Source organism: Acidobacteriota bacterium (assembly GCA_016196065.1).
Taxonomy (GTDB): domain Bacteria; phylum Acidobacteriota; class Terriglobia; order Terriglobales; family Acidobacteriaceae; genus Acidiflorens.
This window is the reverse complement of the sequence record JACPYL010000012.1, coordinates 523,231-549,185: the sequence shown is the minus strand read 5'-3', so window position 1 is coordinate 549,185 and position 25,955 is coordinate 523,231. Positions and strand designations below refer to the sequence as shown.

General features: G+C 56.1%; 20 protein-coding genes and 2 tRNA genes. 11 read left to right on the top strand and 11 right to left on the bottom strand.

Features of this window, described 5'->3' with window-relative positions; genetic code table 11:
* Nucleotides 1–25: 25 nt before the first annotated feature.
* Together HY010_14615 and HY010_14610 are read right to left on the bottom strand one after the other, a co-directional pair.
* Nucleotides 26–1,792, bottom strand: coding sequence for a GMC family oxidoreductase (locus tag HY010_14615; protein MBI3476961.1), 1,767 nt, complete (start codon nt 1,790–1,792; stop codon nt 26–28).
* A 17-nt stretch (nt 1,793–1,809) separates the two neighbouring features.
* On the bottom strand, nt 1,810–2,367 hold the full coding sequence (locus tag HY010_14610; GenBank protein MBI3476960.1) for a hypothetical protein: 558 nt from the start codon (nt 2,365–2,367) through the stop codon (nt 1,810–1,812).
* Between the two features lie 659 nt (nt 2,368–3,026).
* Between HY010_14610 and HY010_14605 the strand changes: the two genes are divergently transcribed.
* Nucleotides 3,027–4,943: a winged helix-turn-helix domain-containing protein gene (locus HY010_14605; GenBank protein MBI3476959.1), complete on the top strand. Its 1,917-nt coding sequence runs from the start codon at nt 3,027–3,029 to the stop codon at nt 4,941–4,943.
* 469 nt (nt 4,944–5,412) lie between these two features.
* The gene (locus HY010_14600; GenBank protein MBI3476958.1) at nt 5,413–5,706 is read left to right on the top strand and encodes a carboxypeptidase regulatory-like domain-containing protein; all 294 of its coding nucleotides are present in this window, start codon (nt 5,413–5,415) and stop codon (nt 5,704–5,706) included.
* Between the two features lie 135 nt (nt 5,707–5,841).
* Here HY010_14600 and HY010_14595 read toward each other — a convergent pair whose 3' ends face one another.
* From HY010_14595 to HY010_14575, 5 genes are all read right to left on the bottom strand, one after another.
* The gene (locus tag HY010_14595) at nt 5,842–7,659 is read right to left on the bottom strand and encodes a choice-of-anchor D domain-containing protein (GenBank protein MBI3476957.1); all 1,818 of its coding nucleotides are present in this window, start codon (nt 7,657–7,659) and stop codon (nt 5,842–5,844) included.
* 227 nt (nt 7,660–7,886) lie between these two features.
* Nucleotides 7,887–9,350: a VCBS repeat-containing protein gene (locus HY010_14590; protein MBI3476956.1), complete on the bottom strand. Its 1,464-nt coding sequence runs from the start codon at nt 9,348–9,350 to the stop codon at nt 7,887–7,889.
* 2,144 nt (nt 9,351–11,494) lie between these two features.
* Nucleotides 11,495–11,580 (bottom strand) — tRNA-Ile (locus tag HY010_14585).
* Between the two features lie 213 nt (nt 11,581–11,793).
* A complete protein-coding gene (locus HY010_14580) occupies nt 11,794–12,639 on the bottom strand; it encodes a hypothetical protein (protein MBI3476955.1) in 846 nt (281 codons plus the stop codon).
* A 9-nt stretch (nt 12,640–12,648) separates the two neighbouring features.
* The gene (locus tag HY010_14575; GenBank protein ID MBI3476954.1) at nt 12,649–13,590 is read right to left on the bottom strand and encodes an IS1595 family transposase; all 942 of its coding nucleotides are present in this window, start codon (nt 13,588–13,590) and stop codon (nt 12,649–12,651) included.
* A 561-nt stretch (nt 13,591–14,151) separates the two neighbouring features.
* On the opposite strand from HY010_14575, the gene HY010_14570 reads away from it, so the two are divergent.
* Nucleotides 14,152–14,553, top strand: coding sequence for an SMI1/KNR4 family protein (locus HY010_14570; GenBank protein MBI3476953.1), 402 nt, complete (start codon nt 14,152–14,154; stop codon nt 14,551–14,553).
* A gap of 1,329 nt (nt 14,554–15,882) precedes the next feature.
* On the opposite strand, the gene HY010_14565 is transcribed toward HY010_14570, so the two are convergent.
* A complete protein-coding gene (locus HY010_14565; GenBank protein MBI3476952.1) occupies nt 15,883–16,851 on the bottom strand; it encodes a hypothetical protein in 969 nt (322 codons plus the stop codon).
* Between the two features lie 937 nt (nt 16,852–17,788).
* Complete coding sequence (locus HY010_14560) at nt 17,789–18,478, bottom strand: TetR/AcrR family transcriptional regulator (protein ID MBI3476951.1); 690 nt, start codon at nt 18,476–18,478, stop codon at nt 17,789–17,791.
* A gap of 149 nt (nt 18,479–18,627) precedes the next feature.
* On the opposite strand from HY010_14560, the gene HY010_14555 reads away from it, so the two are divergent.
* The 3 genes from HY010_14555 to HY010_14545 all read left to right on the top strand — a co-directional run bounded on the left by HY010_14555 (nt 18,628) and on the right by HY010_14545 (nt 20,557).
* Nucleotides 18,628–19,176, top strand: a complete 549-nt coding sequence (locus tag HY010_14555; GenBank protein ID MBI3476950.1) for a hypothetical protein — start codon at nt 18,628–18,630, stop codon at nt 19,174–19,176.
* 62 nt (nt 19,177–19,238) lie between these two features.
* On the top strand, nt 19,239–19,454 hold the full coding sequence (locus tag HY010_14550) for a helix-turn-helix domain-containing protein (GenBank protein MBI3476949.1): 216 nt from the start codon (nt 19,239–19,241) through the stop codon (nt 19,452–19,454).
* Complete coding sequence (locus tag HY010_14545) at nt 19,451–20,557, top strand: site-specific integrase (GenBank protein ID MBI3476948.1); 1,107 nt, start codon at nt 19,451–19,453, stop codon at nt 20,555–20,557. The genes HY010_14550 and HY010_14545 overlap by 4 nt, the downstream gene beginning before the upstream one ends.
* Nucleotides 20,558–20,591: 34 nt before the next feature.
* On the opposite strand, the gene HY010_14540 is transcribed toward HY010_14545, so the two are convergent.
* Nucleotides 20,592–20,681: transfer RNA gene (locus tag HY010_14540), tRNA-Ser, on the bottom strand.
* Nucleotides 20,682–20,913: 232 nt separating this feature from the next.
* On the opposite strand from HY010_14540, the gene HY010_14535 reads away from it, so the two are divergent.
* Both HY010_14535 and HY010_14530 read left to right on the top strand, forming a co-directional pair.
* Nucleotides 20,914–22,032, top strand: coding sequence for a TonB C-terminal domain-containing protein (locus HY010_14535; GenBank protein MBI3476947.1), 1,119 nt, complete (start codon nt 20,914–20,916; stop codon nt 22,030–22,032).
* A gap of 70 nt (nt 22,033–22,102) precedes the next feature.
* Entirely contained in the window at nt 22,103–22,681 is a 579-nt protein-coding gene (locus tag HY010_14530) for a thioredoxin domain-containing protein (GenBank protein MBI3476946.1), read from the top strand.
* A 72-nt stretch (nt 22,682–22,753) separates the two neighbouring features.
* Here the strand turns inward: HY010_14530 and serA are convergent, their stop codons facing one another.
* Entirely contained in the window at nt 22,754–23,974 is a 1,221-nt protein-coding gene (gene serA, locus HY010_14525) for a phosphoglycerate dehydrogenase (GenBank protein MBI3476945.1), read from the bottom strand.
* Nucleotides 23,975–24,227: 253 nt separating this feature from the next.
* Here serA and HY010_14520 point away from each other — a divergent pair, with 253 nt between their 5' ends.
* From HY010_14520 to HY010_14510, 3 genes are all read left to right on the top strand, one after another.
* Entirely contained in the window at nt 24,228–24,605 is a 378-nt protein-coding gene (locus HY010_14520; protein ID MBI3476944.1) for a group 1 truncated hemoglobin, read from the top strand.
* Between the two features lie 150 nt (nt 24,606–24,755).
* Nucleotides 24,756–25,370, top strand: coding sequence for a superoxide dismutase (locus HY010_14515; protein MBI3476943.1), 615 nt, complete (start codon nt 24,756–24,758; stop codon nt 25,368–25,370).
* Nucleotides 25,371–25,468: 98 nt separating this feature from the next.
* Nucleotides 25,469–25,906, top strand: coding sequence for a c-type cytochrome (locus HY010_14510; GenBank protein MBI3476942.1), 438 nt, complete (start codon nt 25,469–25,471; stop codon nt 25,904–25,906).
* Nucleotides 25,907–25,955 lie beyond the last annotated feature (49 nt).

Sequence of the window (25,955 nt, the reverse complement as noted above, 5' to 3'; positions counted from 1 at the left end):
TGTGAGCCCTCGAGAACTCTCTTCCTTAGAGACCGCGCTGCAGCACCGCCCGAGTGACGATCGGATCAATCGACGAGACGGGATCTTCCTTCCCTACCCATGCGTGTCCGCCGAAGTAACGCTGAAAGATTTTTTCCGCCGTTCGGGTTGCCAGCGCCTGGGTAGTGAGCGTGGGGTTGGGCCCGCCAATGCCATTCGCGAGAGCCGAGTTGTCGGCAATAAACAGGCGTTTTACCCACCGGGCTTCGGCTCTGTCATCCAAAACCGAATCGGTTTCATTACGTCCCATTCGCATGGTGCTGTGGCTGTGAATTACGAAGGGGGCCTTGTTGATGCGATGGATCTTGGTCGCACCCAACTTCTGCAGCAACCGCACCGCCTGCTCCACCAGGAACTCGCGGTTTTGAAGAGTGCGAGCCGTGCGGGATCTCTGATGAATTTCGATACGCGGCACCGGACCGTGCTCGTCCGGTGGGAGTGCCGTCGAGAGCGTGACCCGATTCTGTGCCTCCACGTCGTCATCGGTGAAGATGTCAACGTTCAAGAGTTGGTCCACATTGGCCATGCAGTCCTTGAGGTCTTTGCCCACCAGTCGCCCCACGGTGTCGGCGCCATAACCTCCTCCCGGCAGGCCGTTGTCATAGAAGCCGGCGATGCCTGCATCGCTGAATGCTGAGAGCGCGGCGCGCAAGCCGGGTGTCTCGCCCACCACCTCGAGCATGCCGTAGCCGGGGATATCGATCCGCCCACCCGAGCCCGAACCCTTGGTGGAGCCGGTATAGAAGGGCATCACTCCAGTGACCGCGTCCACGAAGTGATCCGTGAGGCCCCGTCCCACCCATCCATTGGGATTGGGAAGCTCACTGTTCAGCCAGAGCCGGGGGTTCTCTACCGTGCCGCAGGCCAGAACGATCACTCTAGCTTCTTCGGTGACAGTCTCGCCGGTGGTGCCGATTCTCCAGGTGACGCTGCGCGCCATCGCATTTTCATCGGTGGTGATGCGCGTCGCGAAGGCATCGGTGATCAGTGTCAGGGATTTTCCGCAGCGCGACCACACATCGCTGGTGAGTGCCATCGGGATGTAACTGACGGATGTGGACCTCTTGGCTTTGAGATTGATGGGGGCGCCTCTGGTTTCCAGGCATCCTTGAGAGCAATGGCCACAGAACGTGCAGCCCAGCGCGAACGGATAGACCAGCTTATTCGGATCGTTTGTTCTGCCGGCTGTCCCTTGGGGTTGCAGAATGGCATTCTCTTGCGGCCGGAACGCGGTGCGCGTGATGTCCTTTGTCTTTTGCACCGGGTATCCCAGAAGCTGGGCGCCGTGAAAGAACACCTCCTCCTTGGTCCCCATGGGCGCCGTCTGCACCGGGAGCGTGTGTTCAACCCATTGGTAGTAAGGCAGCAGTTCGCGGTACGAGATTGGAAAAAGGTGAGCCGTGTCATACGCATTTCGATCCCGACCCCGGTAGTCGAAGAAGGCGCCGGGCATGGCGCGTGGAGAATTTCCCTGGTAGTGATTCGTGGTTCCACCGACTCCAGCGAGTTGTACAAAGAGGGAGCTTTGCGGCAGTTCGCGCACCCATCCAGGTTTGGAGCGATCGGGCGGGCCGAACCGGAGATAGCCGCTGAAGGGATTGTTCGCATCGCTTTCAAAGTGGTCCCAGTCCGTTTCGGGTTTTGCAAAACGCGCTCCGGCTTCCAGCAAGAGGACGTCGAGTCCTCGCGCGGCCAGTTCCTTCGCCACCACCGCGCCACCGCCGCCCGCCCCAACCACGATAATGTCTCGCATATGCCAAATCTCCTGTTCTAGTGGTGGTCGTCATCCACATGACGGCGATTCTCGAAGTAGCCGCGAAACTCATTCCTGCCGTCGGCGACTCCTTCGTAGTGCGAGATCGCCCAGCCCACGGGCGGTCCTGTCAGCGAGCGCGTGGCGGGGTCGAATACTCCAGCCTCTGAGTAGCAAAGGAATGCTGCAAGCGCCGGCAAAACACCGGCCAGAGTTTTCAGCGAGTCGGTTGCCTCCATGATTTGGAACACCGCAACCTTCTCGGCAAACTTAAGGTTGGCAAAGGACGATGTGAACGGTCCCGAGGCGCTGGGATTTACCGCCAAGGCAAGGTTGTTCAACAGCCCGGCGACGACGTGGGAGAATTGCGGCAGGTAGGGTGCAGATTCATCCAGGCTGTCAATGTAGATGTCCGTAACTGTCGCTTCGATCGCACCCGGTTCCGCTGTACTGACTCCCTGCGCGACCGAATATGCGTCTGGACCCGGAACCACAAAAACGAGCAAACCGTTTACTGTTTCATGAAGGAGATCATCGCCAGTTTCTTCAGTTAAGACTTTTAGGCCTGCAAACATTGGTGACCCCTGCAGCATTGCGGCCCCTGCGGCCAGTGTCGCTGAGCGCAGAAACATTCTTCTACGGTTGGGATTCGAGTCAGATCGAGGCGGATCAGAGCTTGCGAGGCTGTTCGTTTCTTCAGACTTTGTGTTTAGCATCAGCTTTCCTCCCACACACTCACCCAATCCGCGGCGAAATTGCCTCAGGGCTAGGAATTTTTCAAAGGTCGCCAGGTGAGTTCTTGGTGCCGGCGGGGAGCGTCGCCGAATCCATGCACTCTGCAAATACCGCCGTCGCGCGGCATCGGAACATCTCCGCTTTTGTTCCCCTGGTCCTAAGACCCCAAGACCTACCCCTCGCCTTGTCATCTATCAAATGCGGAAATTGGGGCAACATTGGCTCACCGCAAACGGCAAACTAGTGAGTCACCCTCTCGCACCGCTGCGGCCCCTGACTAATTTGCCCCGCCAACTGCCCACCGCCGAACGGCGTCGAGGGCTGAGAGCGGGCCTCTGGCCAGCACTATGGGGGTTAATCCGAGCCACGGTCAATCAACGGCGGGTAAGCTCGTGGTAAGTTTTTGGTAAGGAATGTAACTCACTGTTAGTCAACGAATTCGGCGTTTCGGGCTATAATCGTTTCCCCCGCCCGGTGTTGCCTCGCTTTGGAGTTCCTTTTGGCGATAAAGACGAAATCCCGAGACCGTGTCGTTTTCGGTGAGTACGAACTGGACTGCCGCTCTGGAGAGCTTCGCCGCAACGGCACCTTGCTAAAACTCCAACCTCAACCGGCCAAGATTCTGGCGATTCTCGCCGGTCGAGCCGGCGAATTGGTCACGCGGCAGGAATTGGCGGAACAGGTGTGGGGCTCGGAAACCTACGTAGATTTCGAACATGGTCTCAACTTTGCCGTGGGGCAGATCCGCGGCGTCCTCGAGGATGATCCCGAGCAGCCACGCTTTCTGGAGACCGTGCCCAAGCGAGGGTACCGATTCATCGCGACGACTGCGAACGTAGCTGAGCCCGAGACAGTCTCCGAAGAGAGTGCAGTTGATGAGGGTGCCTCCAGCGGCGGAGCCGTGAAATCACGTGGCCCACAGAAGATGTGGACTGCAGCAACTGTCTTTGCAATCCTGGCCGTAACGGCGCTGGGAGTTCGGTATGGGGTCGGGAAGAAGGATGTACCCACGAGTATCCCCATCCATTCCATAGCTGTATTGCCCCTTGTGAACTTGTCCGCTGATCCAGCCCAGGAGTATTTTTCCGACGGTCTGACGGACGAACTTATTACTGAATTGGCAAAAATCGGGAATCTGAGGGTGATTTCCCGGACGTCGGTAGCCACCTACAAGCACTCCGATAAAAAATCCCCTGAAATTGGAACCGAGCTGCATGTGGACAGCATCGTCGAAGGCACGGTCGAACGCGTTCAAGATCGCGTTCGCATCCGCGTGCAATTGATCCGCACTTCCACCGATGAACACCTGTGGGCTGAAAGCTACGATCGCGAGAGCAAAGACGTGCTGCAGCTCGAAAGCGAAGTCGCTCATGAAATTGCCGACCGAATCGGCGTGGTTACCTCTGAACAGCCGAGGCCTCCCGGCCGCGAGCACACAGTCTCAGCTGAGGCTCACGAAAACTATCTCCGAGGGCGTTTCTACTGGAACAAGCGCACCGAGGATGGCTTCCGTAGGGCGATTTCGTATTTCGAGAAGGCCATTGGCGACGATCCGAATTATGCGCAGGCGTATGCGGGCCTGGCTGATTGCTACGTACTACTCGGTTACTACAGCGCACTTTCGCCGACGGAGGCCTATCCCAAGGCCAAGGTCGCAGCGAGAAGAGCTCTTGAGCTCGACCCCAGTCTTGGTGAAGCACATACCTCGTTGGCTGGAGCGCTGCAAGACTACGACTGGAATTGGCCCGAAGTGGAGCGAGAGCACAAGCTGGCGGTAGAGCTTAGTCCAGGCTATGCGACCGCGCATCAGTGGTACGGGAATTACCTGGACATGATGGGGCGCTTTCAAGAAGCGCAGGTTCAGATTCGGCGAGCACGAGATCTCGACCCACTCTCATTGGTCATCAATTGCAACCTCGCGTGGTCTTATTTTCTAGCTAGGGATGACCGGGCGCTCGAAGAGTTCATGAAGATGAAAGAGATGGACCCGAACTTCTACTGGATCCATCTCGGCCTCGGCAGGGTGTATGTGCAGAAGAAGATGTACAAGAGCGCAATTCTCTCCCTGGAGCGAGCGGCGGAGCTTTCCGGCAACAACGAGATGGTGCTGTCAGAGCTGGGGCATGCCTACGGTATGGCCGGCCGTCGGCACGATGCACAACGCATTCTGGCGAATCTGCAAAAGGAGTCCCAGCAGCGTTACGTTTCGGCTTATGACGTGGGACTGGTCTACGTCGGATTGGGCCAGACGGCAAAAGCTCTGAAATGGTTCGAGAAAGCTTACCGTGATCGCTGTCGGAACCTGCAGTTTATCGGTGTAGAGCCGCGACTGGATCCGTTGCGCACTAATGTTCGCTTCCAAAGTCTGACGAATCGACTAAACCTCCCTGTCCAGACGGTTGCGGCAGCACGTTAGCCAACAGGGATTGCGGATTCTCAGGCCGTCGGATGGAAAACCAGATTGCAGGTTTTGACTGCTTTCCACTTCGGGGCCTTCAGGCTTTTCACGAGCTTCGTGGGAATGGACGAAAGCACTGGCGGATAGGGAGGGATTCGAACTTGAGGCGACTAGCAGGCGTGAGCGAAGCGGGAGCCTGCTGCCGAAATTCTGAGCGGAGCGAAGGACCTCTTCGGCAAAAGCGCATTTGTAGTCATGGCGGAGAGGGAGGGATTCGAATCCGCGCTTAAACCTACATTCAACAAGATACAGAGCATCAGACGGCGTTTTAGACGACCCTAGTACATGCAAAGCACTGCGAACGGCAGGTGAAACGGCAGGTAGGGCGGCCTTATGAAAAGGTGCTGTTTAGCGGTAGTTGGCGTAATCGCGATGTTACGCCAGTTGGCCAGAACCGGGCATAGAATAGAAGCCGATAGGATCGCAAATGCTCTCCACTCCTTCAGTTTTTTTGACGGTCCTGCTCCTTTGCTCAACTGCATTTGGACAGTCTGGGGCGCCGACCACTCGGGTATTCCACGTGCGGGGAGCAATCACAGACCTAAGCGGGGCCGTGATTACTGGAGCCAAAGTCGAATTTCATAATGCGCAGTTCGACAAAACGGTGACCACGAACCAACGTGGTGTCTACGAAGCAGATATTCCTTTCGGCGATTCCACTATGACCGTCCAGGCTATGGGTTTCAAATCTTACCGCAGGCCGTTGTTCCCTGCCAAATGACGGGCGCATCCGACGGTAGTTTGGCCCTCGTGGCTAGTTTTCAAGGACTTGAGCCTACCGACAGTTCGGGGGTGAGATGCATAGTTCTAAGCGTGCTCTCTAGACGGAAGCAAAAGTCCACAAGACGGGCCGCTTTTATTTCCCCGTTCCCGTCACCAACACCGTCTGCGGGCTGTTGTTGGCGCTGTCGGACACGGTCAAGGTCGCGGTGCGCGTGCCCGTCGCGGCGGGTGTGAACGTGACTGAGATCGTGCATTTGCCTTTGGCGGGCACGCTCCCGCCGCAAGTGTTCGTTTCGGCGAAGTCTCCCGCGTTGGCGCCTGTGAACGCAATACTGTTTACGGTTAGCTTCGCCGCGAGATTGTTGTGAAGCGTCACATTCTTAGCCGCGCTTGTCGTCCCCACCGTTTGCAATGCGAATGTCAGCGAGGTTGGTGACACCGTCGCCTGCGCGATGCCCTTGCCCGTAAGCGGGACGTTTTGCGGGCTGTCCGCGGCATTGTCGGTGAGGGTGAGGCTCGCGCTTCGGGAACCGACATGGCTCGGCGCAAAAGTAACGTTGATGGTGCATTTCTTTCCCGGCGCCAGATTCGCAGGGCAATTGTTGGTCTGCGCAAAATCGCCCGCGTTCGCACCGGTGATCGCGATGTTTGAGAGCGTTAGATTCGCCGTGCCCGAGCTCGTGAGCGTAATTTTTTTCACCGCGCTCGTGGTGTCGATGGCCTGATTCCCGAAGGACAGAGAAGTTGGCGATAAGCTTGCCGAGGCCGCCGTCGCAGGGGTAAGCAAGTAGCCATGAAACACGTTGTTCGCGTCCGCGTAGAATCCCGTGATGGCCGAGGAGTCGTTGATGCTCACGCCGACAGTTCCTTGAAAAATGCCCGAGCCTCCCGCGCCCGGAGCGTCGAAACTCGTGATCGTGGCGTCCGTGGCGCGCTGGAATCCGTGAGACACGCCGTTGGCATCCTGGTAGACTCCAGCGATCACTCCCGCCGTGTTGATGCTTCCGGAGACAGTTCCAACCGTGCCCGCGCCTCCTGCCCCCGGAGCGTCGAACTCGCCGATCGTGCCGTTGGCGGCACGCACGAAGCCGTGATTGGCGAAGTTCGGGTCCGCCCAGACGCCGATGATCACTCCGCCCGCGTTGATGGCGATGGCAATCGTTCCTTGAAATTTAAGCCCCTTAACCTGCCCCGGGGTTGTGCCAGCACCGGGAGCGTCGATGACGGTGAACGTGCCATTGGCGGCGCGTACGAAGCCATGGTCCACGTAATTGGCGTCCTTGTAGTATCCCGTGATCGTTCCCGCCGTGTTAATGCTGAGGGGCTGGGTACCCTGAACGTAGCCTGTGCCAGCGCCGGGAGCGTCGAAAGACGTAATCGTGCCACCCGCAGTGCGAACGAAGCCGTGATACACCAAGGCCGGGTCCCGGTACATTCCTGTGATCGTCCCTGCCTTGTTGATGCTCATCGGGGTGGTTCCCGCATGGCCGCCCACGTTCGCCCCCGGAGCGTTGAATGTGGTGATCGTGCCACCGGCAGCTCGCACGAATCCGCGATACACGTTGTTCGTGTCGGAGAACATTCCCGTAATCACTCCTCCCGCGTTGATGCCGATAGGGAAGGTTCCCTGATTCATTCCCGTGCCAGCGCCGGGAGCGTCGAAAAGGGTAATCGTGCCGTCGGCGGCGCGCACGAAGCCGTGAGCCACATTGCCATTGCCTGCGAGAACACAGAATCCCGCGATGGTCCCCGCCGAGTTACTGCTGATGCCGCCGGTGCCCTGCAGCGCGCCCGTGCCTGCGCCAGGGCAGTCGAAGCTGGTGGTGGTGGGACCGTTGCTATTCGTCATTGTAGGAGAGCCGTCGATTCTCGCGGCTCGATTCGGCTGCGGAACTATGAACAGAAAAAAAAACGCAAGAACGATCGTTGCCAACGCCGCCAGTTTCGTCATTATTTCTCCGCCTCCAAGCGAAGTTTCGTTCTGCCGCTAGATGACGTGAACCATACCGTCTCAGCCAGACGTATACAGAATCAAGCGGACAGATGCTCTCGGGGGGAGAACTAACCTAGCACGACAAAGCATTTACCGCAGAGCAACGAGCGGAAAATGATATGAATTTGGTATGAAATCGGCCCGATTTCATGCCATTTCTGAAGTCGAACTCAGTTGTTGCGGATTCAGGGGACCAGCTTACCAACGGGGACGAACTCCGACTTGCATCCCACCAGGCATCGGACCTTTTGGAACGCCGCTTGTTCTTCCGCATTCAGCGGATGCGCGTCTTTGCCGTTCTGATAGAACCGCGCATGAGCGCTGCGAAATTCGTCACCCCCGGCAAAGGCAGCGATCAGACGAAAGTTCTTGTCGAATTCGTAATAGATGCGGCAACCCGGCGGGGTGATGCATTCCATCACCGTAAGTCGAACGATGCCATGCTCGACCGTGGGTTCAATGGCTTGACCGTACTGGAACAACGCTCGGTTCAAATCGCTCCGCGGAAACAACAGCCGCAATCTCTCCTGGGCAACCCCCATGCCGTGGATTTGAAAGTCGGGCCGCACCTCGGTGGAGGCGCCAAACACCCGGTCAGGATCAAGCACCACTAACGTGGCTTGATGGTCATACTCGCTGACTCCCGTTGCGACAATTTCCTCTCTGCCATCGCCATCCAGGTCGGCCAACGTGATGTAGCCTAAGCCCCCAGAGTGCCAGTACTCGGAAATGGTTCTACCATTGGAATCGAGAATCGCGATCTGACTGGGCCACCAGGGATCATGCTGACTTAAAACGACGATTCGAAGAGGTCTCCCTTCCCTCGCCTTGAGTACCCTAAGGGTATGAATCAAGTACGTCGCAGGGCTGCCTGCAAGCTCGGGCAGCTCTCTCCCTGGAGTCCAGCGCCATTTCTCTTTGCCTCGATCCGAGTAGCAGATCAGCGTCCGGTGCGGCCCCGGGATCGCTGGCGAATAGACGAAAAGAACACTGGTGCGGCCATTCCCCTCCACATCCACGAACCAGATACGCGGCCCCTGCGCGATGTACCACTCGGGACCGAATCCTTCGGGAAAGACCTTGTTCCATAGTTCCTTCCCCTCCGCGTCCATGATCCTGAGCGTTGAACCGTCAAGGCGTCCAGACTTGGGCTGATCGTGCACGGTGAGCATTCGGATGGAAGCGTAGCCCACGATGACAAGGGCCGCGCCGAGTACAGCACCAAGGCCGGCAATTCTTCGCCCCTTACGAGGATTCACATGCGACCTGGGCTGATGATCTGCCGCCGCATTATCCTCTGCGTCCGCACGAAGTTTCGCTATGATCCACGGCCGTTCGCGCGTTTCATTTGCAGCGGCTACCGCACGATTAGGAAGGCAAATCGTGATTGAGTCTCTCGCGCCTTCGCCCTCGTAATAGGATTTCAGCGCACGCCGCAGCCGGTTCATCTCCGCCGCCACATCTGCGGATCGCTTTGTCCGAATCTCGGCGGGCCAGAGTTCCTTGATCACCTGATCCGGCTTCAGTGTGATTTGCGAATGCATGTTCTCGTGCAGAACTTGCAGCAGCTTCCTGAGCTGGCTCTTGCTCGCGAAACTCCGGCTGCGTAGGATTCTGTCGATCTGCTCGATGATGGCACTAGGGTCCATAGCTTGGGGCACCATAATAATACGTACAAGTGGGTGTCCTGGGTTTGGAACGGCCACGGCCGGGTGCCCCACAATCGCGCACTTTGCGATATGTGGGTTTCGTCACCGCCGGCCTGGGTCGAGATCACAATCAATTTCCGCTGATTGGTACTCTGACCATTTGTCCAAAAGACACCATCCGAGCCCATGAGTAACTGACGCACGCAGAGCCCACTCATTCGCAACGAATGCGAATGAATGGGGCACCCTAAGCGATTACCTTGATTGGATAAGAGGCGTGGGTAGCAAGGTCGTGCCGCTTGGAAAACAGACCATGGCGGACGTTATCAGGAAATATGGTGAGCACCCTGCGTTCAAATCACTCGGCCCCGATGGGACCCCCTGCACTAAAGATGCGGTCGGACTTCTACGGCGCAGGCCAGTGATCGCAAAGCCTGTTTTTAAGTTGATTGGCAAAGAGGTGGACCGAGGCACATCGGAAGATGCCTACGTGATGCAAGGTGAAACGCTCGTGCGATATGCAATTAAGGAATCCGCGTCGTTTCCAAGGGTTCTTAAGAGGTCTCAATTTTACGAGGGTAAGGGCGACGGGACCATGGAATCGTGACCCGCCGTACGTGGGAGCCCAATCGTCCTTCGCGTAAAGCCAGTTCGAGTTCTGGCACGGAACTCGTCGCGAATTGGGCAACCTTCTCGTAGTCTTCTTTCAGGGGTATCTGATAAGGCCAGCACCAGACGGAAAACCAAGCACCAAGTGCCTCTACTCCCAATGCCCTTAGCCCGGGTCTCAGCCATGGGCGAGCATGGGTCTCGAAGAACTCTTCAAGCCAATGGACACCCAATTCCTCCACAGATCGGTGCCCCATGGGAGTCGTGAGGCCATCTCTCGGCACGACGCCTGCATTGACGCGGAAGGCAGCGCGTCCATGTGACGCAAATTGGATCTCCATGAGATCCACAACGAGTTCTCGGCGGCGAATCAACTGCCCCCACGGTGGGAACCACGGCAAGAAGTCTCGGTCAATCGGTTCGAGGAGTTGCTGCGGCGGCGCGACCTCGAATCCGTGGTTCATGGTGAAGCAACGATGGTTCGAGTAGAGCAAACCCATCGCCGATACCCGTAAGGCGGGTACATGGCATATTCGTTATTTGGTCGGTTGAATATGAGCCATGCGGTTTCCCCCATTCCGTTGCCGCTGATAAAGTCCTAATAGAGCCAAGGTACACTCACAACTCCCATGAGTGCGGTCGAGTGGGCGACAACAGGCCGGTAGAGAACTGCACCTGCGGCGAACGCAAAAAAGGCAGGACTAGCAAAACACAGAAAGTAGTACGCCGCTTGCACGGCGCTTACCTGAAACCACCGATCCCCAAACGAGGGAGCGATCAGAAGCCAATAAGGCCAGAACCGAATCGAGGCCAGTGCTGCAAAGCTGGACTTGTTCTTGACTAGCAGAGTGATCGCAGCGACAAGAAACACTACCAATACGGCGATAAACCCGAGTGCTTGAATGAGCTTGCACCTCTGCTGTGGGGTCATTATAAAAAGCAAGAATTGCAAGCCCCTTTACGGGTATCCCAAGAGCCTATTTCTGCACAGCATACAGAATCATGCGCCAAAGAATAGCGCCTCTGCTGGGCTGGTGTTGTTTGTGGTTTTGCGGTGGTAGTGGGTTGCCCTCATTAGATGCAATCTCGTCACCGCAGTTCTCGCAACGGTAGATTCCAGAATGGGGAGTCTTGCCGCCAGGTTGATGAAGAGAATCAAAGGCTTTGTCGGTTGATCTCTCCAAGTAGTTAGGTTCTTTGTAGAGTGCCATTCACTTCTCGCTTTCTGGGGAAGAAAGGGGAAGGCGATGATTGTACATCAGAGGGTTACAGGAAGGTTCTACTTGCGATTTGTTTCGTCTATAGCGGCCGCCGCGCTGATACGTGCGATGTGGACGACTTCAAGCTGGCCATCCAATATCAAACAGATGTGACCAGGTTTGGCGCCACAGCGAGGGCAGGCGAGAGACAACGGGCTGGTGGGAAGTTCTTCTGGAATTTGCGGCAAGGCGCGGTCTCCTCAGACGATGGCGAGGATTGTACCAAAAGTTCCCTGTCGGGACGCACCAGTGGTATAACGTGGTGCGAGGGAGTTGTGGCGGAGGCTGGGTGGGTCGAACACCGTTCCTGTCGGGGAACTCCGGGTTATAAATCCGGCTCTGGTACCGTCCAGTCAGCCTCCGCCTACTCCCGTGATAGCAAAAGCTGGAGCTGTGCGGAACAGCGTAAATCGTGTTTTCTGTGGAGAAACTGTGGATGGTCGGGGGAAAACCCTTCAAATGGCTGGAAATATGAGGAAAACCAAAATGCCCAAGAAGTCAGTCAAGGTTCCAAAGGCCGCTTTTGATAGGGTTCTGGGGAAGCTCATCAAGGCGAAACCGCAGAAGCGGAGCGCCTAGCCAGTTGGAAACAGGCTCGATTGCATACGTTGAATCTCGTAAATCTCAAGTTGCATTGGCTCTAGGTTTTCGTCCAGTTCCGCCAAACACCGGACCCGAACAGGACCGTTATATGCGAAGTCTACATAGAGCGCCGAAGGGTTAGCAGCGGACAATTTGTAGGATATACTTCGCCCACCTCTTAAGTAGAACGTCCCACGATTTCTAGATTTGCTGAGCGAGTCCATGAAACCTTCCAGCCATACCTCGCGGGTCGTCACTACTGTCTTTTTTTCAAGGTCAAAAAACTGTTTTTCCTCAGCCAGGACAATTTCTCCCGAATCAATTTCCGGTGATCCGAGGCTCACTTCATTGATACGTTTTTCCCTTAGTGGCGATACGATCTTGCTCAATTCTCCATCAATTAACTGAGACCGAAATACTTCATAGATGCGTGGGTCAAATTCCATTGATACTCTAAGGTGATTCTGGACCTCGATTTTATTAGAAGCGCTAGCGGCGGCTGTGATTTCGGTTGGTTTTCCTTCGGCATGTTTCTTTAACTTAATCACCGCAATGATCGTGGTGACGATCCCAGATGCGAATCCCCCTAACACCTGAAGTGGCGTAGCATGTGTTCCGATCCACTCCAAAACATTGATATGGATTTCCGCCGATGACTTGGTAAGGCCAACTAAGCGCAGGTGGTGATCGTGGGATAGATTCTCGAAGGAGGCAATCTTCTCATATGCATTTGCGAAGCCGTGGAGAGCCGGAACAATGTCATTAATCGACATAGATCCGTCTTCGACATCAGGGCCGGAATATTTTAGAGATACTCGCAGAACTTCTGGGTCGGCCATGGAGATACACTACTGCGGCCGCACGAATGGTGTAAAGGCATTTTGCTCCACCAGTTTCTGATAAGGCATCGCTTTGATGCCAGCCATGCGCGATACAGTCTGCTCGAACATATCCGCATCTTCCCGCCGATTGAACCTATAGGAAAACTCGTTCAGATAGCGCTGCAGATGCTTTATCGACAGTTGGTGATACGTCCCTATCACTGCACGCTTGAGCAGTGAAAACGAGTTCTCGACTGTGTTCGTGTGAACTTCGCCGCGAACATATTCCTTAGCAGAGTGCCGGATTTTCGAGTGTGGCACATTGCGGAACTTCGTCAGGCGGAAGTTGTACCAGCCAGCGTCATCCGTCATGATGTGATCCGCGTTCGTGTCAACGTGCTTTTCGATTTGCTCGTACAGAGTCCCTGCTTTGTTGTCCTTTACCTGTACGAGCTTCAAAGGGCCGCCGCGTTGCCGGATGCCGAGCACTACGTCTTTGAGCTTTTTGCGTTTGTGGCCCTTCTGCTTTCCGCGGATGTAGGTTTCGTCGATCTCGACCGTGCCAGTCAGTTTCAGGCCGTCAGGTTCGTTCATGGCTTCACGGATGCGGTGCGAGAGATACCACGCGGTCCGATAGTTACATCCCAGGTTGCGCGACAGTTCCAAAGCCGACTTGCCTTTCTTGGCATCCACGATCAGAGCAATAGCGGTAAACCACTTCGGCAGGGGAAGGTGCGAGTCATGGAAGATCGTGCCGGACGTGGCCGAGAACTGAGTCTTGCAGGTTTTCTCTAGGCACTGATAAAGCTGGGCGCGAACGTTCTTCGACTTCGACTTGCGCGTGATCCGCGATACTTCCTTGGCTCCGCAGACCGTGCAGCGCACACCCGCAGGCCAGCGCGAAGCCTCTAGGTAGGCTAGACACTGTTCGTCAGTGGCGAGAGTCTTTGAAACGTCTATCATTTTCATATCGTTTCCTTAGAGAACAATGGCTAAGACTTCAGCCACACCCAATACAACCCAGATAATTGACCTGTTGTGCTGCCCCGCCACCCAGAATCCAGCCGCCGCACTGAAACACAGGACTGCGCTTGTGGATCCGCTCACCATCGCACCGGGCTTGCTTATCATTTCTAGAATTTTCATTGGGCCGCCCTCAGTACGAGCCATAGCACGACAACACAAAGCACTATCGTGGCCACAAATACTAACCAGAACGCCCCTTTGTGTTCGGATGGAATTGACATGGCCCTAGATTACGCTTGATAGCCATCTGTGTCAAGTGCATAATCATCCAAATTTCTTCCTTTCATGTTGCGGCTCCCTATCCCCGGATTTCTGCTCCATGTTGGGAATCTTGTAGTGGCCGTTGATCCCGTGGAAGCGCCTCTGTGGGCGGCTGCTTTCCTGACTATTGGGATGCTTCTGGTGCGGCGCAGGGCGAATTCAACAGGGCCGGTTTCCAGATCGTAGTTGGTGTAATCGCCTGATTACGTCAACCAAGCCTGTCTGCTATAAAATTGTCGACCGATGGAAGCAGACGATCAAGCCTTTCAGCCAAATGCCCCTGCCTCCACTGAGGCTCGCGCTTCGTTGAGAACTGCGCTGGCGCAATCTCTACCGGAAAGCTACTTTGCCTTCCTTGCACGCACAAATGGAGGCGAGGGTTTCATTGGTGCCCGATACGTGCAGTTGTGGAGGGCCGAAGAACTTGCGGAGATGAACCGTGCCTACAAAACTTCGGAGTTCTTCCCGAACTTGTTCTTCATAGGAAGCGACGGCGGCGGGGAAGCCTTCGCGTTCGACCTTTCACGCACGGACGCGCCGGTATATGAGGTTCCATTTATTGGCTTGCCGACGGACGCAAGGGCAATCGCCAGTTCGTTCGATTCATTTCTGGCTACTGAGGTGGGTTACCAAAACCTCCACTGACTAGAGTGGCGAAGCCCGATCTTGCTGGGAGGAGTGCAATCATGTTCTCGCATAAGTTTCTGGGGCTGTGATGTGCAATACCTATCCATGTGATGGCCTACCAGAAACAGCAAATGCATTGCGCCCAACCCAGCCTGCTGATCGACGGTCGATGAGCGTAAGCGCCTGACTCGCTGACACCTTCCACCACGGGTCAGCGGTTTTCCACCAACTGGTCAGCCTCTCGAAGATAAGAAACTGCGGGAAGGTAGTTGGTGTAAACGCCTGTTTACAACAGTTGAGACGAGGCTGATGATAATCGGGCAGGTTTAGACCATCGCGCTCATGAGCACGTCATTACAGGTCGCTCTGCTAACGCTCATGGTTGCCGGTCTTCTTTGCTTTGGTTACTCGTGGTTCTCTCTCTTGAAGATGTTGCCTGACAAGTCATTCAGATGGCGCGGACGAATTAGCCTCCTAGCATTGAGCATGATTTCTGTGGCCGTCTGCTTGAGGTTCGTCATGCCAGCCTTGTGGCCCGCTGCTAATTGGAGCAGCGGTGTCGGGGTGCGAGAGCAAGTCCATTTCGCTGAGCTTTGGACGAAAATCTGCGTCAGAACATGTGCTGGGGCACTTCTCCTCGCCTTGATTGGGCGGCCTCGGTTCATCGTGCCGATTGGCGTGGCATCTCTCGCGACGGCGATATTCTGGGTGATGAGCACCGTCCCCCAAAATACGAGCACAATCGTGGTTCTGAGTGTAGTCGCCTGTTTACGCCAACAATAGTGGAACGCTGCTGAGAATCGGCGTAGAGTGCTGGCGTAGCAGCAATCCTTGGAGCACAGGCATGAAAGCTGTTAGTTCATTCATTGAATTCTTGGCGTGGTGTGGTGGGTTCATGCTTTTTAAAAAGGGGCTGGACGGAATCTCTCCGAGCGCGGTGTCATCCTCTGCGAACCTGCATCACTGGTGGTTCTGGCCCTCTTGGTTCGGAGGCGCGGCAGAAGGCTACTTGATGCTTGCTGGAGCTATCGGAGTGTTCGCGACTCTATTTCGGCTGAGTCCCCAAGGTAAGCGGTTTATCACATGGTTTCGAGGAGGGAGGAACGAGTAGCTGTCGAAAAATCGCCATTACACCAAGAACTTTGCTTCGCCGCCCGGTTCGGGCAGTTGTTGGTGATATCGCCTGTTTTACGCCAGTTACTGCTCCTGCTTTCGAACGTGGTGCAACGAAAAGCCGCCCAGACATCGGGCGGCAAGTACTTGGGTTGACGTAACTCTTCGGACTCGTTTGCTACGACCCTGATGTTTCCGAATCCTCGGCAGGGCTTTGTCCCGGGATGCACGCTGCTAATCGATGGTCGATGAGACTCGTTTCCCATGCACTGGATTATTAAGCGGTGAGGGGACGCTGCGTTTCGCACTACCCGGCGCGTATGGCTGTTTGCACTTATGGCCGAGTTGGGCCAGCCAGCCGTGCACAGTGCCCGCACTGTCTAGCCAGTTGCCAACCATCTGGCCGGCTGAGTCAATGCCCCATGCCGATGTGTATGCTGCACCGGGATAGGCGATTTCCATGAAGTAGGTTCCTATCTTCAGAAAACCGTGCGGGATCCCGTTTACATACCCTGCCCCGACAATGTGGCCACGCTCATTCATACCCTGTGGCTGCGTCAAGGTCACGTCCGGGAACGGCGCATCGAAGCTGGCGAACTTTCCTTTCGAGGAGAAAAAACCGGATGTTGTCGTGTTTGGGCCTCGGTCCCATGCTCCCACAAAGTCACCGCGAGCATTGATCGCTGTGACGCCCGTGTCTCCAGCACCCGGGAAGGTCACCTCTGTGAAGTTGCCATCTTTCCAAATGAAACCGCCTTCGTAGAGGAAATTTTCTTGGGAATCGAAGAGATCCCAAACACCCGCGACCGTGCCGGATTCGTTGATGTCCCACGCATATGTGGCGGTGGCCCCGGGGAAGTCGAGGGTCGTCACCACACCCTTCCGAAACAGGAATCCATGGCAGAAATAGGGACAGACCCAACCGACCACATCGCCGCGGTCGTTGATCTTAAAAGCGTCACTGTAGGTGGTGCCCAGAATTGTTTCCGGCGCCAGGGGAATGAACTTCCCCTTTTGGGAAAGCAGGGCATGCAGATTGCCGTCTTGGTCGGCGTAGGAGCCAACGATTTGGCCGTGGTTGTTGATGCCACGGGTGCGGGTTGCAAAGCCTCCGGGATAGTCAATGCTGGTGAATTGGAGTTGGGCATAAGTGAAAGTAACGGACGCGAATAAAACTGCTGCGATCAAGATGAACTTTTTCATTTCAAGTCTCCTTTTTAAGCTTGTACAGGCTAAGGAGCAGGGGCCGAGGTTTGAGATTACTGCTCGCCTCAGGGGGTGTGCATCTCAACGGGCGGGAACTGCGCTTCGGAGAGGCGAGACGCCGCAATGCGAACACGAGTGAGCGTGTTCTGTCAGTGAAATGAGTCACATCCTGATGTGCGGTATTAGATTAGGTCGACAATCCGTTTGCTGGGAGGAGGCATTGTTGGCGAAAAATCGCCATTACACCAACAACCCAAATTGCTGGATTCAAAACTGTTTTCAGTATGAAAACCTGCGGCGCAGGAGTTTGAATACGCCTTTCCCCGCGAGCGGGGAGGCCGTGTTCAATAAGGGAAAGTTGGCGGTTTATGATCCTGGAAAAACCAAACAATACGCAGGCAAAAAACTACGATTTGCATAAAACTCATACCAAATAAAACAAAGTGAGAGGGTTCCGAAGTGGCAGGAATGGTTATCATACACTAGCATGTGGTGATGGATACCGTCGCTAGCGCGTGGCCCGTAGTTGGTTACGGCGGAGCGAGCGCTACGGCGATGCCGACGAAGGCCAGCACTACACCGACAATAGATATCTCTGGAAACCCTGGTCGCACACCAAAACAGAAACTCGCATTACTCCAAATTCCCGTGACCAAATTAGCGGTACTGCTAGTTTTCGATCAAGCCAACGGTTTTTTGACGCCAGACCAGGCCTGCCGACAAATCCAGTCGCGTCCGGATCGCCGGTCGTTTTACAGCTACCTCGCCCGCCTTCGGGGGCAAGGACTTTTGGAACCCAGACCGAACGCCCGGCGCGGCCAGCTCTGCTACCGCATCACGGCAAGGGGCCAGGCACGAATTGCCTACCTTAGAAAACAGAGTTCGCTGGGCTGATCGGAGCAGCAAGAACACATGAGGAAGCGTTTCGGCAGATTCAGTCGTGCTTGCTCCCAAGGTATTTCCTCCAGGCCTTCACCGAATCAAATGCACCAGCGGGTATCTTGTCGGTGGCGAGGCTGCCGAGCTTGGATACGATGGCGGAGCGGGCTCGCGTGCGATCCTTGCCTTCCAGCAGATGAGACCATTGGGCCCCGATCAAGGTGCCATTTAGTTCGAGGGCGGTCCGCGCAGCATCAACACTCGGGGAAAGCTCGTCGTTCCCTCGCGCTTCGTCAACCGCGTGTTTCAGGGTATTGAACCATTCCCGGACGACCTCGGTGATCTGTGCGGAAACAGGTCCATCACGTCCCGCGCACTGAAAAAAGGCCCCGGTAAAAAAATATCCTCCGGGCAAGGCGCTCTTTTCGACGAAAGTAAGCCAGTGATCGCAAAGAGCCCAGAGACGTTCGATTCCTTCCAGACCTGCATGATCAATGGGAATCAGGATTTGATCGAAGAACAGAGTGCGGGCATGTTCGATGACGGCCTTTTCCAAATTTTCTTTGGAGCCAAAATGGACGAACAAACCGCTTTTGCTCATCTTTAATTCCTTCGCCAAACCTCCGATCGAGAGTGCCCCCAGTCCTTCAAGTGCAGCAATGTTGAGGGCTCGGGCGACGATCTCCTCCCGAGTCGCTAGCCCCTTGCTGCGAATTCGTTCTCTCGTAGCGCGTGCATTGGTCAATCAGCCTCCTAGAAATGCCATTAAGCACGAACGTTCGTGCTACAGCCGGGGAACGCGAAAATCGCATGACGGTTCGCGCGGTCGCAGGTCCATGCACGCTGCATCAACTGTTACTTGTACAGTTATACAGTATATGTATACTTAAGAATATGAGCCTGACTTCCTATCGCCGTGACCTGCTGGCCCGCAAGCGAGAGCTTGCCGACCTGCTGAGGCAACGACAGAAGATTGATGAAAAGATGGCCCGGCTGCCACCCCTCATCGCCCATCTAGAGGGGTTGTGTCGAGAACTCGGCGATCGAGCCGCCAAGGAACGCACCACCAAGGTGGAATTAACGACGGGTCTGACCGAGCTTGCACGGGTCATTCTGGAAGAAGCGTTCATTCCGTTGAGCACGAGTGAACTCAAACAGCGGATGGAGGCCAAGGGGTTTGATTTTTCCCGCTACTCCAATCCTTTGTCTTCCATCCACGTAGTGCTCCAGCGCCTGGTGAAGAACCGCCAGGTCAAGGTTGTTCTGCGGAAGGGTGGCCGAAAAGCCTACCAGTGGCTGACCGCGATCGACCATATTCAGGGGCTCTTGGAGTCGATGGGTAAAGTGGCCGACCGCGCGCAGGCGCAGGGGGTCCAGGTGAAGCCCGCTGTGGATCAGGGGTCGGCCGCGAGGTCGGCAAGCGCTGCGCCGAAGAAAAATTAGGTGGGAAGGTGCGAACGCAGCCCGAATTGGGGGCTGCGATGAAAGTTCAGGGAATCAAACGAATGATCGGCCAACAATCAAAATGGCTCACGGCCAAAGAGGCCGCGAGCTATCTGAAAATCGAGCCTCGCACCCTTCTTCTGTGGGCCCGACGGGGACGCATCAAGGGCTACGTTCTCTCCGGCACTGAGCGCATTACCTGGCGCTTTCGCTCGGAAGACCTGGACGCTACAATGACCGCGCCGTCTGTTGCTCTCACGAAAGGAAGGAACGAGTGAGACAACGGAACAGAAGTGGCAGTGTGGTACTGGATAAACGAATCAAGACGTGGAACTTTTTCTACTGGGAGGATGGCAAGCGGCGCTCAAAAAAGATCGGCACCCTGAGCCAGTTTCCCACGAAAACATCAGCGTACCGTGCAGCCAAGCCGCTGCGCGATGCGTTAGAGAACCACGTCAACATTGGTAACGCAATACCAACCGTGACGAATTTCGTCGAGCTGTACCGAGCAGAAAAGATGCCCAAGCGAACGATGACGCGACAAGGCTATAACACGTGGCTGAATCACTACATCGTCCCGACGTGGGGTAGCTGCAGTCTGCAAGAACTACAGGCCCGTCCCGTTGACCTGTGGTTGCAATCGCTGAAACTTGCTCCCAAGAGCAAGGTTCACATCCGTGGTCTTGTCCGCGTTCTGTGGGACTTCGCCATGTGGCGCGGTGACGTGCCCATACAGCGGAATCCGATGGAACTGGTCAAGATCAAAGGGGCCTCGAAACGCATACGCCAACCGCGTAGCCTCACCGTGGAAGAGTTCCGACTGCTGGCCCAGCAGCTTGAAGAGCCATTCCACACGATCGCACTGGTCTGTGTGTGCTTCGGTCTGCGTATCAGCGAGTGCCTGGCTCTGCGCTGGTCCGATGTCGATTGGTTGCACGGTACGCTGAAAGTCGAACGTGGCATTGTGCATCAGGTCGTCGATGATGTGAAGACAGCAGAGTCGCAGCGTTTGATGCACATCGATAACGGGATGCTGGATGTGCTCAATACGTGGAAGCAGACAGCTCGGTTCCGCGCCAGCGACGACTGGATGTTCGCCAGCCCGGTGAAAATCGGACGTTTGCCCGTTTCCTACGCGGGAGTGTGGCAGGCGCTTCGAAGAGCAGCAGTCAAGGCTGGCATCGGTCACATCAGTTCCCACACGTTCCGCCACACCCACCGATCATGGTTGGATGCGGTCGGTACTCCAATCGGCGTGCAGCAAAAACTAATGCGCCATGCGGACATCAGAACGACGATGAACGTTTACGGGACTGCAGCCACGGCTGATATGGCCGTAGCGAGTGGGAAAGTCACGGCGTTAGCGTTGAACGGCAGGTGATACAGCAGGTGCGATCGGTAAGTGTTTGAAACAGTGGCGGAGAGGGAGGGATTCGAACCCCCGGTACCCTTTCGGGTACGCCGGTTTTCAAGACCGGAGCCATCAACCACTCGGCCACCTCTCCACGACCCGCACTCTTGGGAGCGATTTTCATTTTACCTGCCCTGTCTCGCTTTTGCTCCCTCCATTACTTCTAAAGTACGTTGTCCACTGGTACTTACCTGCGATTGCAGAAAAGTGCGACAATAGAAATCAAGAACCATCGTCGCCAGCCCTCGCCGTTTACGTGGTCTTTTACGTAACTTTACGCAACGCAGGGACTTGCGCGTGTGTCTAAGCATTTATAGTCGCTGCAGATGTCGGTCACACAAATTCCGCCGCGCGACCCTGTGGCCCCGTCCCAGCCCCTGGAACCTCGCGACCTTTCGGATGCGCAACACTGGGAAACGGCCTACCGTGGCTTCAACCCGGCCGCCGTTCCGCACCTCCTCATCCAGTTGCAGGACGACCTTTCGCGCTCCCGTAAACGCGAGGCCGTGTGGCTATCAGTCGTATTGCATTTGCTGGTTGTCATCCTGCTGGTCAACTCCGACAAATTGCTCAACCTGTTTCCACATCGAGCACTGGTGTTGCCGGCGACGATTGACCTCGAAAAGCAAAAGGACGCGACCTATCTCGAGTTGCCGCCGGATGAGCAAAAGCTGACGCGGCGTCCCGATGCGAAAGTTCTTTCGGATAAAGACCGCATCGCCACCAGCAAAGCGCCCCAGATCAATCGACGAGACCTGCAGAAATTGCTGGAGAGTGCTCGCCCGGGAAGGCCGGAGCCAGCCGGGCCGTCGCAAGGACAGCCGCCTCCGCAGGTCGCGCAGAATCAGGCGCCGCCCCAGGAAAACCAGCAGCCGAATCCAAATCCCAATCCGGGTCTGATCGCACCGAACCAGAATCCGCAGCAGTCGCAATTGCAGACTCCGCCCCGTGCCAAGCCCAGCTTCACGACTCCAGTCACCGCCGGTTCGGCCATCGAGCAAGCGGCGCGAGCAGCGGCCGCGAACCGTGGCAACTATGGAGGCGGGGAGTCCGGCGACTACGGGCTGAATCAGGGGCGCAGCGGAGCGAAGGCTCTCGACCAGGCAGAGATCCTGACCGATACCATGGGCGTGGATTTCGGCCCGTATCTCGCTCGGATTACGCAAATCGTTCGCTCGAATTGGATGATTGCCTTGCCGCCGTCGGTATATCCGCCGATCCTGAAGCAGGGCAAGTTGTCGATTGAATTTGTCATTCTCAAGGACGGAAAAGTCAGCGGCATGACGCTCCACACTACGTCCGGAGACGTGGCGCTCGATCGCGCCGCCTGGGCCAGCATCACTGCATCGATTCCCTTCCCGCCGCTGCCTAAAGAGTTCCCCGGCAAGATTCTGGGCTTGCGGTTTTACTACTTCTACAACCTCAACGAAATTGACATGAAGTAACGTGCGCAATTACCGACGTTTGCTACCATAGAGGGCAGTTTCTTAAAAACCTGCATCCAAATTAGAGCTTATGAAGATCTCTCAACTACTGCTGTTGATTGTCAGTGTCTGCCTGTCTGCCTTCGCGCAGGATGTACCCAGCGTGCTTCGTCCGCCGAAAGGCTCGCCGGTTGCACTGGTGGTTTTCGAGGACCTGCAATGTCCGCAATGTGCTCGCTCGGCTCCTCTGCTGGCACAGGCCTCACAGACCTATAAGATTCCGCTCGTGCAGCATGACTTCCCGCTGCCGATGCACAACTGGTCGATGGATGCGGCCATCATGGCGCGCTACTTCGACACCCGCTCCAAGGCGGTTGGGGACGCGTTCCGCCTCTACATTTTCGATCACCAGCGCGAGATCTTCCCCAACAATTTGCGCGGCTTCGCGGAGAAGTTTGCCACCGAACACAAAGTCGAGTTTCCGTTTGTGGTGGACCCTGCGGGCAAGCTGAGTGCCTCGGTGCTCGCGGATCGTGACCTGGGCAAGTCCATCAACATCGACCATACCCCGACCATCTACGTCGTGACCGACAAGAAATCCGGGACACCCTTCGTGGAAGTGAAAGACCTCAGCCAGTTGTACGCGACCATCGACGCAATGAAAAAATAGGTCTGAGGTTCGAAGTCAGATAGCAGTGCAATATCGCTTTTGCCTCTGACCTTTCGCCTCTGACCTCTTACCTTAATTACATTCGCCCGCCGTTCGCACCCGGATCGTATTCGGCACGGCCCGCAACTGCCGCATCAACTCCGCATCGCACGGACGGTTGATGTCATAAATCGCATACCCCAGATTGCCGCGCGTATCCAGCACCTGCCGCTCGATGTTGATCTCCTGATCGGCCAGGATGTCGTTGATCGCACGCAATATGCCCGGCACATTGTGATGGATATGCATCAACCGGTGCGAACCCGATTCATAGTCCAGATGACAATGCGGCATGTTGACGCTCAGTAGCGAATTGCCCGTCCGCAAGTATTCCAGCATCCGCACGGAAACAAATTGTCCGATATTCTGCTGCGCTTCTTCCGTACTCCCCGCCACGTGCGGAGTGAGGATCACATTCCCGAGTCCTTGCAAGGGACTGGAAAACTTGCCTCCAGTTTCCGGCTCCTGTGGAAACACATCCACCGCCGCCCCGCCCAGCTTCCCGCTCTTCAGGTGTTTCGCCAGCGCCTCGTGGTCTACGACAAAGCCCCTGCTCAGGTTGATGAAGCAGGCGCCGTCTTTCATCTGCCGGAATTCGTCTTCGCCAAAAAAATTCTGATTCTGCGGCTTGCCATCGATATGCAGCGTGATGACATCCGAAGTCTCCAGCAATTCCTTGAAGCTCACCGCGCGCGCATTGCCCCGCGCCAGCACGTGCGAGATATCGTGAAACACGACCCGCATCCCGAGTGCTTCCGCCAAGTCCGAGACCTGCGAGCCGATCTTTCCATAGCCCACGATTCCCAGCGTCAGTCCTCGCACCTCGTGCGCCCCATCGGACGACTTGTTCCACACGCCGCGATGCATCTGGCTGCTCGATTCAAATGCCCGGCGCAACAGCAGGATGATCTCTCCCAGCGTCAACTCCGCCACCGACCGGCTATTGGAGTGAGGATCGTTGAACACGCCAATGCCACGTTCGCTCGAAGCCGTGCGATCAATTTTGTCGACGCCAATACAAAATGCACCCACCGCCACCAGTTCCGGAGCAGCATCCAGCACCGCCGCCGAGATGCGCGTCTTCGAGCGCACTCCCAGAATCGAAGCGCCGCGCACTCTCTCGATGAGTTCTTTCTCCTCGAGCGCGCCCTTCATCGCCTGCACTTCGAATCCCGCTTCCTCGAATTGTGAGACCGCCACCCCGCTGATATTCTCCAGCAATAGAACCTTCAAAATTCCTCCGCTTAAACTGATATCTCGATTATAAAGGGCTACTCCGCTGCTTCATGGAAGGCGGAAGGGTAGTTCCTACTGCGTCTTGCAAACAGCGATCGACGCGTGATTCCTGAATCCAATTCTTGCGCGCCCGCGTACTTCTAGCGGTGGCTTTCAAGCCGCCGGATATTCAGGAGGAGACACTACTGTGAAACGCCTAACCCCATTTCTGTATCTTGCCCTGGTGCTATCTGCCGTAACCGGACCATTTCTCGCCGCGCCACCTCAAGCCTTGGCGCAGCAACAGCATACGCTGTACCAGCGCCTCGGCGGCTATGACGCCATTGCCGCGGTCACCGATGATTTTGTTGTCCGCCTGTCCACCGATCCCCAACTTCAGCGCTTCTTCGGAGGACTGAGCGTCGACTCGCAGAAGCGCTTGCGTCAGCACATCGTCGACTTCTTGTGCAGCGCCACCGGCGGTCCCTGCATCTACACCGGGCGCGACATGAAGACTGCGCACGCCGGGCTCGGAATAGCACAAGCCGACTGGGATCTCTCCGCCAAGCACCTGGTCGAGACGCTCGACAAGTTCAAGGTACCGGAAAAGGAGAAGAACGAAGTTCTGGCTGCTATCACCAGCCTGAAAGCCGACATCGTCACCAAGTGACCGTCAACCGTCGGGACGGGACTCGCTTCCGTCCCGACGCACGTCCTCCGTCCGAAGTGTTACAAATATAGTGAGACACTGGAAAACTGGCATAGCTCGAGTTGAATCCTAACGCCCGCCCAGTCATCATTAAGTTTTCGGAGGAAACGAATGGCGCACGAACTACCCCCCCTGCCCTATGACTACACGGCTCTCGAACCCATCATTGACGAAAAAACGATGCACCTGCACCACGACATGCACCACGCCGCCTATGTGAAGAACCTGAACGCGGCCCTGGACAAGCATCCCGAACTGCACGCCAAGAGTGCCGAAGACTTGATCCGCGATCTGAACGCGATTCCCGAGGACATCCGCGGGCCCGTTCGCAACAACGGCGGCGGACACGTCAACCACACCATGTTCTGGCAGATCATGAAGCCCAAAGGCGGCGGAGATCCGACCGGCCCCATCGCCGACGCGATCAAGAAGTCCTTCGGCGACTTCAAGGCATTTCAGGAGAAATTCAACGCCGCCGGTGTCGGCCAGTTCGGCAGCGGATGGGTTTGGCTGGCAGGCGACTCCAAGGGCGAAGTGAAAATCATGTCCACGCCGAATCAGGACAGCCCGATCTCGCAAGGCCTCTATCCCATCTTCGGCAACGACGTCTGGGAGCATGCCTACTACCTGAAATACAACAATCGGCGTCCCGAGTATCTCCAGCAATGGTGGAACGTCATCAACTGGGACGAAATCAACAAGCGCTATCAAGCCAGCAAGAAGTAGCACCGCGCGTGCAGGGCGGACGCCCTCGTCCGCCCTGACTCTTCCCGGCGTACAATGACCGTGAGTAAATCTCTGTCCTGTCTGCGGGGAGCCCGATCATGCGCATTCGCACGCTGGTTCCGATCCTCTTCTTATTTGCGCCCGCGATTGCTGTGACGCAAACCAGCAAGCCCACTCCCAAAGTCGCGTACCATCCGGTGCCCGTCACGGCTGCGCGCGAGCCCAATCCGGTCAAAGCCACGCCCGAGTCTCTTGAATCCGGCAAGAAGATCTACAGTTACGATTGCGCCAGTTGCCACGGCCTCACCGGAGACGGCAAGACCGCCGTCGCGAACGACATCAAACTCCCGGACCTGACCGACCCTGCCGCCTTGAAAGACCGCACCGACGGGGAAATTTTCTACGTATTGAAAAATGGCCGCGGACAAATGCCGCCCGAAGGCGATCGCGTGAAGACCAACCAACTCTGGGATCTCGTGAACTACACCCGCTCACTGGCCAAGCAGAAACCCGCCGAAGAAAAACCGTCGAACTAACTTAAGAAGATCAGAAAAGAAAAAAGGCCGCGTCCTCCGCGGCCTAAAG

What these genes read in the sequence shown, in the direction of transcription:
- HY010_14610 (MBI3476960.1), bottom strand. Translation starts at nt 2,367, where the DNA reads ATGTTTGCAGGCCTAAAAGTCTTAACTGAAGAAACTGGCGATGATCTC.
- HY010_14530 (MBI3476946.1), top strand. Translation starts at nt 22,103, where the DNA reads ATGAAGATCTCTCAACTACTGCTGTTGATTGTCAGTGTCTGCCTGTCT.
- HY010_14590 (MBI3476956.1), bottom strand. Translation starts at nt 9,350, where the DNA reads ATGGACCCTAGTGCCATCATCGAGCAGATCGACAGAATCCTACGCAGC.
- HY010_14595 (MBI3476957.1), bottom strand. Translation starts at nt 7,659, where the DNA reads ATGACGAAACTGGCGGCGTTGGCAACGATCGTTCTTGCGTTTTTTTTT.
- HY010_14570 (MBI3476953.1), top strand. Translation starts at nt 14,152, where the DNA reads ATGGAAGCAGACGATCAAGCCTTTCAGCCAAATGCCCCTGCCTCCACT.
- HY010_14565 (MBI3476952.1), bottom strand. Translation starts at nt 16,851, where the DNA reads ATGAAAAAGTTCATCTTGATCGCAGCAGTTTTATTCGCGTCCGTTACT.
- HY010_14510 (MBI3476942.1), top strand. Translation starts at nt 25,469, where the DNA reads ATGCGCATTCGCACGCTGGTTCCGATCCTCTTCTTATTTGCGCCCGCG.
- HY010_14515 (MBI3476943.1), top strand. Translation starts at nt 24,756, where the DNA reads ATGGCGCACGAACTACCCCCCCTGCCCTATGACTACACGGCTCTCGAA.
- HY010_14580 (MBI3476955.1), bottom strand. Translation starts at nt 12,639, where the DNA reads ATGGCCGACCCAGAAGTTCTGCGAGTATCTCTAAAATATTCCGGCCCT.
- HY010_14555 (MBI3476950.1), top strand. Translation starts at nt 18,628, where the DNA reads ATGAGCCTGACTTCCTATCGCCGTGACCTGCTGGCCCGCAAGCGAGAG.
- HY010_14550 (MBI3476949.1), top strand. Translation starts at nt 19,239, where the DNA reads ATGATCGGCCAACAATCAAAATGGCTCACGGCCAAAGAGGCCGCGAGC.
- HY010_14615 (MBI3476961.1), bottom strand. Translation starts at nt 1,792, where the DNA reads ATGCGAGACATTATCGTGGTTGGGGCGGGCGGCGGTGGCGCGGTGGTG.
- HY010_14575 (MBI3476954.1), bottom strand. Translation starts at nt 13,590, where the DNA reads ATGAAAATGATAGACGTTTCAAAGACTCTCGCCACTGACGAACAGTGT.
- HY010_14535 (MBI3476947.1), top strand. Translation starts at nt 20,914, where the DNA reads ATGTCGGTCACACAAATTCCGCCGCGCGACCCTGTGGCCCCGTCCCAG.
- HY010_14600 (MBI3476958.1), top strand. Translation starts at nt 5,413, where the DNA reads ATGCTCTCCACTCCTTCAGTTTTTTTGACGGTCCTGCTCCTTTGCTCA.